Origin of the sequence: Zoogloea sp. (genome assembly GCF_028693495.1) — a bacterium.
GTDB lineage: Bacteria > Pseudomonadota > Gammaproteobacteria > Burkholderiales > Rhodocyclaceae > Zoogloea.
The window spans coordinates 1-6810 of the sequence record NZ_JAQUVG010000133.1; the positions used below are offsets into that span (position 1 = coordinate 1).

Genomic DNA, 6810 nt, shown 5'->3' on the forward strand with positions numbered 1-6810 from the left:
GGGTTGCTCCTTCGCATGGCCCTCGGTGAGGGTGACGCCCAGTTCGGAGAGCGTTTTATCCTGCTGGCCCGCAACAGCTTCACCCTGGCCGGGCTCACGGCGCTGATCGCCGTGATGCTGGCAGTATTGATGGCCTACAGTGTGCGTCTCTCCGGCAGTCTGCTGACCCGGGGCCTCAACCGACTGGTCGGTCTGGGATATGCCGTGCCTGGCACCGTCATCGCGGTGGGCGTGCTGATTCCCGTCACCCGTCTCGATAACTGGATCGCCAGCGTGTGGCAGGACACCTTCGGTACCAATCCGGGCCTGCTGATCAGCGGCGGAATCGCCGTACTGATCTACGCTTACCTGGTCCGTTTTCTCGCAGTCGCCCTGCAGACGGTGGACGCCAGCCTGTCCAAGATCACCCCCAGCATGGACGATGCGGCACGCAGCCTCGGCCTCGGTCAGGGTGCCACCCTGCGCCGGGTGCACGTACCCATCCTCAGGGGCAGTCTGTTCACGGCGGGTCTGCTGGTCTTCGTGGACGTGATGAAGGAACTCCCCGCCACCCTGGTGATGCGCCCCTTCAACTTCGACACTCTGGCCACTCAGGCCTATGTGCTGGCCTCCGACGAGCGTCTGACCGAGGCGTCCACCGCCGCACTGACCATCGTCGCCGTCGGCCTGCTGCCCCTGATCGCGCTCTCCCGCCAGATCTCCCGGAACCGCCGATGAGGCCATGCCTCGTCATCTGGCCAGACAGGCCAGCCCAGCAACAGCGAGCACGCCATGCCCCCTCCCATCTTCGACAAGCCCTACTCCGCAGCCTGTGAGCGGAACAAGGACCCGATCCTGGAGGCGCTCCGCCTCCACACGGTGGACTGCCGTCATGTGCTCGAAATTGGTTCGGGCACCGGCCAGCACGCCATTCACTTCGCCGCGGCCCTGCCCCATCTCACCTGGCAAACCAGCGATCGTCCAGAAAACCTGCCAGGCCTGCGGCTGTGGCTGGCGGAGGCTGAACTCCCCAATACACCACCGCCCCTTGCCCTGGACGTAGGGGGGGCATGGCCGACTATCCGTTTTGATGCCGTGTTCAGCGCGAACACCCTGCACATCATGCGCTGGAATGAAGTCCAGACCTTCTTCACCCGGCTCCCGGACGTCCTTGCCGGCAACGGACGTGTCTGCATTTACGGCCCTTTCCATTATGAAGGTCGCCCGACAAGCCCGAGCAATGCCCAGTTCGACTCAGCCCTGAGGGCAGACAACCCGTTTCAAGGCATCCGGGATTTCGAGGCTGTCGATGCCCTCGCCCAGAAGGCAGGCCTCCAGCTGCTCGAGGATCGCGCCATGCCTGCCCACAATCGCTGCCTGACCTGGCAAGCCCTGCCAGATCGTCAAGAAAGCCGCCCATGCCCCTGAGCATCGTAACCACCCTTGCCACACTCTCCACGGAAAACCGGGGACTGCTGCCCCTGATCGCCCCCTTTCACGGGATTGTTAACCTGGATGTGCTTCAAGGGATGGCCGAGCAGGCGGATCTGGAAGCCCTTTCCCGGGCACTTCAGGAGGCCGGGCTGGCCGAACCCCGTGCGTGGCACTGCCTGGGACTCCACCCTGAACTGCGGCCACACCTGCGGTCGAGTCTGCCAGCGGAGGTGCTCCAGCGGGCAGATGCCGCCTGGATCGCTTCAATGCTCGGTTACGCCAGCTTCCTCGCCCGCCAGCAGGATCCCGATCCGGAAGCCGCTGCCAGCCTGGCGCACCAGGACCAGGACAACCTGCTGGCACTGCTGGATGTCCTGGCTGATGGCGATGAACCCGATCAGGCCATGGAGCTGGGCACCCTGCTATTCGGCCTGCTTCAGCCTTCAGCAGACGAGGACACCCTGGCACGACTCGAAACTACCTGCGAAAGGGGCCTGAACCGCTTCAAGGCAGGCTGGAGCGCCCCCCGCTTCGCCGCCCAGGCGGATGCTGCGGAGCACCTCCTGGCCAGCGGCCACCTGGAAGAAGCCTTTGCCCTGGCCCGTAGCCTCTATCAGCGGGCCCGCTGGAGCGGACCCGCTGCTTATCCGGAAGCCGGACTGGACGGTGCGCGTGCCGCGGGGCTCTTGGCACGAGTCCTGGAAGGCGGCGACGATACGGGAGCGGCAATCGCCTTGCTGTCCGAAGCCCTCGGGACGCTGGCGGATCAGGAAGAGTGCTCCGAGCTGCAGATTGAGCTTCTCAGGGACTACGGGCGCTTGCTGCTCCAGCAGGGAGAGGGGGCAGCCGCCCTGGACAGCCTGACCGCAGCCCTGAAGCTGTCCTGCCAGCTGGAACGCCCGGCAGACCGCACGGCCTGCCTGCACCTGATCGGTCTGGCGGAGGATGCGGAAGGCCATGGGGAGGCCGCCGAAAAAGCCTGGCGGGAAGCACTGGATATATCGGCAGCAGAAGACAACCCACTTTTTCTGGCGGAACTGCATCAGCAGATCGGTCATCTGTGTACCCGCACCCCGTCCCGAATTGCCGAAGCCACCGAACACCACTGGGCTGCTGCCCAGCTCTGTGCCCAGGCCAATGCGCCTGTGAGCGAGGGCCATGCCCGTACCCACCTGGCCAGCGCCTTGCTGAAGCAAGGCCTACTGCAGGAAGCCCTGGATGAAATTCAACGGGCAATCCGCTGCAAAGCCGATGCCGGCGACACCGCAGTCCCCTGGACCAGCTGGGGTGTCCTCGCAGACATCCAGCGGGCACGGAATGAGGAAAAGAAAGCACACGAGGCCAGGGAAAAAGCGGTCGAGACGTACCTGGCCCACCGCCGCACGGGGGCGGAAAACACAAATCTGGACGGTCGCTTGGCACACCTGGTCCTGGAGGGACTGGAGGAAGACGCGGCCGGCGAGCTGGACGAGAGCCTCGCAGAGCTCGCCGGGAAATCAGGCTTTCCGGCCCGCCTCCGGCCTTTCATGACTGTCCTGCGGGCCATCGTGGCCGGTAACCGGGACCCTAAGCTGGCCGACCATCCCGGTCTCGACTACAGCGCAAGCGTGGAAATCCATCTGCTGCTGAACCGCCTGACAAGCAGCTGAGGACGCTCAGGTCCGGTACAAGTTGACCTCGTCCCGGGTAGCAAGCGCCACCTGCCGGGCCTTGTCCGCAAAATCCTCGCCCTTGCCCGCATACAGGATGGCGCGGGACGAGGAAATCATCAGCCCGCTGCCGCCCGCCGTACGACCCGCCTTCACGGTGGCCTCCACGTCTCCCCCCTGGGCTCCGATGCCGGGCACCAGCAAGGGCAGATCTCCGACGATGGCCCGCACGTCCGCAAGCTCCTGGGGGAAGGTGGCCCCCACCACCAGGGCATTCTGCCCATGCACGTTCCATTTTCCGGCAACCAGTTCAGCCACGTGCTGATAAAGCTTGCGGCCACTGTCGATGGTCAGGTTCTGCAGATCGGAGCCGCCCGGATTGGATGTCCGGCACAGGACGATCAGGCCCTTGCCCGCATGCTCCAGGTAGGGCTCGACGGAATCGAAGCCCATGTAGGGATTGACGGTGAGTGCATCGGCGCCATAACGCTCGAAGGCCTCACGGGCGTACTGCTGGGCCGTGGCGCCAATGTCACCCCGCTTGGCATCCAGCACCACCGGTACGGAAGGGTGCTTTTGATGGATGTAGGCGATCAGATCCTGCAACTGATCCTCCGCCCGGGCGGAAGCAAAATACGCGATCTGAGGTTTGAACGCACAGGCGAGGTCTGCCGTGGCGTCCACGATGCCCTTGCAGAAGGCCAGGACCGCGTCGGGACGCGCTTTCAGATGATCCGGAAAACGGGATGGGTCAGGGTCAAGACCGACGCATAGCAAGGAATCATGGCGTTGCCAGGCGGCCGCCAGCTTGGTACGGAAATCCATGTCAGCAGGGGGCACGAAGCCCAGGTTGTGATGACGAAGGTCCGATTTTACCAGTCCGGCGAGATGATCCGGCACCCCCTGCCCCAAGTGGCCCACTGCTCCATGCTGCATCACAGCATGCTCCACCCAGTGTCACGAAGTGCACCAGCCTTTACGCCAGGTCACATCACATGTGTCCATTATTTATACAAATCCACAAATCAACAACATTGATAAAAAAACTGGGGAAAAATATTTTTCTTTTTGTTTTCAATTGCTTGATGAAAAAGAAGGAAAAAAATCCTGCCTCTCAGCCCGGACTGGCACAGCCCTCGCACTAGATATCCCGCTCCGAAACGGCGTGTTTCCCAGGGACACGACCAAGGGAGGAACGGGGTAGCGGCGCACCATAGCCCGCGTCCCGCTGGTGATATCAACGACAAAATTCCGGAGACCATCGTTATGAAGAAGACCCTGCTTGCCCAGTCCGTCGCCCTCGCACTTGCCGCTGCTGCCGGCAGCGCCCAGGCCGTCAGCTTTACCCAGAATGACGTGACCATCGACATCAACGGCACGATCAACGGCTTCTACGTCAATCGCGAATCCAAGACCACCATCGCCGGCGGTCCCGAGACCAAGTCCCAGAACAGCGCCCTCTCCAACGGCCTGCTGCCGGGCTGGATCAACTTCGTGGCCACCACCAAGCACGCAGGCCAGGACATCAAGGCTCACTTCAGCTTTGCTCCGGGTATCAACGACTCTTCAGAGGTGATAGGCCTGCCGACCAATCCGGCAGCAGGTGCCACCGGCGGCCGCAACAGCCCCTTCAGCCAGATCGACGTCCGTAACGTTTACTTCCAGTTCGGTAACAACGACTGGGGCACCCTGAAGTTCGGCCGCGACATTGGCCTGTTTGGTCAGAACATCATCCTGTCCGACATGACCCTGCTGGGCGTGGGCGGCACCTCCAACGCCGGCGTGCCTTACAACACCACCTTCGGCATGATCGGCCACGGCTACATGTACACCGGCTTCCAGGCCCAGATCACCTACACCACCCCCAACTACAACGGTCTGCAAGCCTCGGCCGGCATCTTCCAGCCGAGCAACTTTGGCGGCGACCAGACCAAGACCCCGGGCTTCCAGGCCGAGGTGGACTACGACTGGAAAGGTGGCGTTCCTGGCAAGGTATGGGGCGGCCTCGTGACCCAGAGCACCAGCTGCTCCAAGGGGGCAACCTGTGACGGCGTAGGCGCCAACCCGGCCAAGAGCTTCACCGCCACCGGCTATGAGCTGGGCGCCAAGGCCGGCATCAACAACTTCGAGGCCGTGGCCTATGCCTTCGCCGGCAAGGGTCTGGGCATGTCCACCGTGGGTGCCCAGTTCTACGGCGGCAGCGATGGCCTCGGCAACAAGACGGATTCCAAGGGCTACTTCCTGCAGGGCACCTACAAGTTCGACAAGACCAAGGTGGGTATCAACTTCGGTCAGAACAAGGACAACGATGGCGTCCTGGGTCAGGGTAACGAGCGGAAGAACAAGGCCTATACCCTGGGTGTCTATCACAGCCTGAACAAGTTCATCACCCTGGTCGGCGAGCTGAACCAGGAAAAGATCACCAGCACCGTGGATGACAGCGAGACCAAGAACCGCACCATCTCCGCGGGCGCCATCCTGTTCTTCTGATCTTCATGCCATTTGCCCACCTCCGGGGTGGGCCGGTTTCCGCCAGGCGCACCCCAGATGTCGCCGCGAAACGATCCCTGTGTGTTTCTCCCTCCTTCGGGCGCCCTTCGGGGCGCCGTTTTTTTGCCTGCCGCATGGGGATGGGACGGGTGTATCGTCCGCCCCTGAATCCTGCCCTGGAGAACGCCATGCACCGTCCGGCCACCTTCGCCGTACTGCTCCTGCTGCTCCTGTCGCCCTTCGATTCCGGGGCCGACGGCATCCGGCAGCTACAGATCCATCCCAGCCGCTACGCCGACGCCCGGGAAGCACTGGTGGACGCCATCGAAACCGAAGGCCTCGTTCCTTCTCCCCCCAGCCGCTTCGGTGAGATGCTTGCGCGCACCGGCCCAGCGCTCGACCAGGATGCACCCGTTTACGATGAGGCAGAGGTGCTGCACTTCTGCAGCGCCCGCATCGCCTGGCAGGTGGCTCGGGAAGCCCCCTGGAAGATTGCCCTCTGCCCCCTCTCCGTGGCCATCTACACGCTTCCTGGAGAGCACAAGACAGTGCATCTGGCCTGGCGGGAAGCACCGGCCACCAGTCCGGGCGGGCAGGCGGCCAATGCGCTGATGGCCCGGATTGCCCAAGCCGTCAGCGAAAATGCAGGGCGCGCCGGCTGGAACCCCTAAAGCCTACGTCCCCTCCCCGCCGGCGTCCCGGCGGGGTATAGTTCAGGCCGCCCCAGATCATCACCTGTCTTTTTTTTCAGCATGTCCCAGAAAACCTACAACGCCGACTCGATTACCGTTCTCAAGGGTCTGGAACCGGTCAAGCAGCGGCCGGGCATGTATACCCGCACTGAACATCCCCTCCATGTGATCCAGGAAGTCATCGACAATGCGGCGGATGAAGCCATGGCCGGCTTCTGTCGCCGGATTGGCGTCACCCTGCATCTAGACGGCTCCGTCAGCGTATCCGATGACGGACGCGGCATTCCCGTGGAAATCCACCCGGTCGAAGGCGTCTCCACCGTTGAGGTCGTGTTCACCCGTCTCCACGCGGGGGGCAAGTTCAACAAGACCGATGACGATTCCGCCTACCGCTTCTCCGGCGGCCTGCACGGTGTGGGCGTGTCCGTCACCAACGCCCTGTCCCACCGCATGGAGGTGGACGTGGTGCGCGACGGCGGACGCCACCGGCTGGTATTTTCCGGCGGTGACGTCATCGAACCGCTCACCCGCCTGGGGGATGCCCCGAAGAAGACGAGTGGTACCAC

General features: G+C 63.2%; 6 protein-coding genes and 1 pseudogene. 6 read left to right on the top strand and 1 reads right to left on the bottom strand.

Annotated features, from left to right (window positions below):
- The 3 genes and pseudogenes from PHD22_RS15680 to PHD22_RS15690 form a co-directional block, all read left to right on the top strand.
- Positions 1–717, top strand: a pseudogene (locus PHD22_RS15680) (ABC transporter permease subunit); the annotation flags it as partial.
- Positions 718–771: 54 nt separating this feature from the next.
- On the top strand, positions 772–1407 hold the full coding sequence (locus PHD22_RS15685) for a DUF938 domain-containing protein (protein WP_299868968.1): 636 nt from the start codon (positions 772–774) through the stop codon (positions 1405–1407).
- On the top strand, positions 1398–3062 hold the full coding sequence (locus PHD22_RS15690) for a hypothetical protein (RefSeq protein ID WP_299868971.1): 1665 nt from the start codon (positions 1398–1400) through the stop codon (positions 3060–3062). Before PHD22_RS15685 ends, PHD22_RS15690 begins: the two co-directional genes overlap by 10 nt.
- Before the next feature lie 6 nt (positions 3063–3068).
- Here the strand turns inward: PHD22_RS15690 and pyrF are convergent, their stop codons facing one another.
- Positions 3069–3887 (bottom strand): orotidine-5'-phosphate decarboxylase, encoded by an 819-nt coding sequence (gene pyrF, locus PHD22_RS15695; RefSeq protein ID WP_299868981.1) that lies wholly within the window; start codon positions 3885–3887, stop codon positions 3069–3071.
- Between the two features lie 441 nt (positions 3888–4328).
- Between pyrF and PHD22_RS15700 the strand changes: the two genes are divergently transcribed.
- The 3 genes from PHD22_RS15700 to PHD22_RS15710 form a co-directional block, all read left to right on the top strand.
- Entirely contained in the window at positions 4329–5552 is a 1224-nt protein-coding gene (locus PHD22_RS15700) for a porin (protein ID WP_299868973.1), read from the top strand.
- A 188-nt stretch (positions 5553–5740) separates the two neighbouring features.
- Positions 5741–6223 (top strand): DUF302 domain-containing protein, encoded by a 483-nt coding sequence (locus PHD22_RS15705; RefSeq protein WP_299868975.1) that lies wholly within the window; start codon positions 5741–5743, stop codon positions 6221–6223.
- 81 nt (positions 6224–6304) lie between these two features.
- Positions 6305–6810, top strand: a 506-nt coding sequence (locus tag PHD22_RS15710) for an ATP-binding protein (RefSeq protein ID WP_299868978.1), incomplete at its 3' end; no start/stop codon positions are given.

What these genes read in the sequence shown, in the direction of transcription:
- PHD22_RS15685 (WP_299868968.1), top strand. Translation starts at nt 772, where the DNA reads ATGCCCCCTCCCATCTTCGACAAGCCCTACTCCGCAGCCTGTGAGCGG.
- PHD22_RS15690 (WP_299868971.1), top strand. Translation starts at nt 1,398, where the DNA reads ATGCCCCTGAGCATCGTAACCACCCTTGCCACACTCTCCACGGAAAAC.
- pyrF (WP_299868981.1), bottom strand. Translation starts at nt 3,887, where the DNA reads ATGGATTTCCGTACCAAGCTGGCGGCCGCCTGGCAACGCCATGATTCC.
- PHD22_RS15700 (WP_299868973.1), top strand. Translation starts at nt 4,329, where the DNA reads ATGAAGAAGACCCTGCTTGCCCAGTCCGTCGCCCTCGCACTTGCCGCT.
- PHD22_RS15705 (WP_299868975.1), top strand. Translation starts at nt 5,741, where the DNA reads ATGCACCGTCCGGCCACCTTCGCCGTACTGCTCCTGCTGCTCCTGTCG.